A 600-nucleotide genomic window follows, 5' to 3' on the forward strand; every position below is an offset into this window, starting at 1 on the left:
CCTGGAAACGCTCGAGCAGTTCGGCCACGGCGGCGCCGTCACGCTCGTAGGCCTCGAACAGCAGCCGCTCGAAGTTGGACGACACCACGATATCCATGGAGGGCGCCAGAGTCGCCTTGAGCTCCTGCTTCGAGAAGTCGTTGGCTGCCAGGGTGCGGTGCAGGATGTCGTTGGCGTTGGTGGCGATGACGAAGCGCTCCACCGGCAGCCCCATGCGGTAGGCCATGTAGCCGGCGAAGACGTTGCCGAAGTTGGCCGAGGGCACGCAGAAGCTCACCTCGCGCTGCGGCGCGCCCAGCGCCACGGCGGAGGCCACGTAGTAGACGATCTGGGCCATGATGCGCGCCCAGTTGATGGAGTTGACCGCCACCAGGCAGGTGCCATTCAGGAAGGACTGGTCGGCGAAGCTCGCCTTGACCATCGCCTGGGCGTCGTCGAAGTTGCCCTCGATGGCGACGTTGAAGACGTTGTCCGCCAGCACCGTGGTCATCTGGCGGCGCTGTACCTCCGAGACCCGGTTGTGGGGGTGGAGGATGAAGATGTCGAGGTTGTCGCAGTGGCGGCAGCCCTCGATGGCGGCCGAGCCGGTGTCGCCGGAGG

At 66.2% G+C, this 600-nt stretch carries 1 protein-coding gene; it reads right to left on the reverse strand.

Annotated elements, in window-relative coordinates; genetic code table 11:
• Positions 1 to 600, reverse strand: a 600-nt coding sequence (gene thrC, locus ADS77_RS21975; protein WP_082355748.1) for a threonine synthase, incomplete at both ends; no start/stop codon positions are given.

This window comes from Pseudoalteromonas porphyrae (assembly GCF_001298125.1).
Taxonomy (GTDB): Bacteria; Pseudomonadota; Gammaproteobacteria; order Enterobacterales; family Alteromonadaceae; genus Pseudoalteromonas; species Pseudoalteromonas neustonica.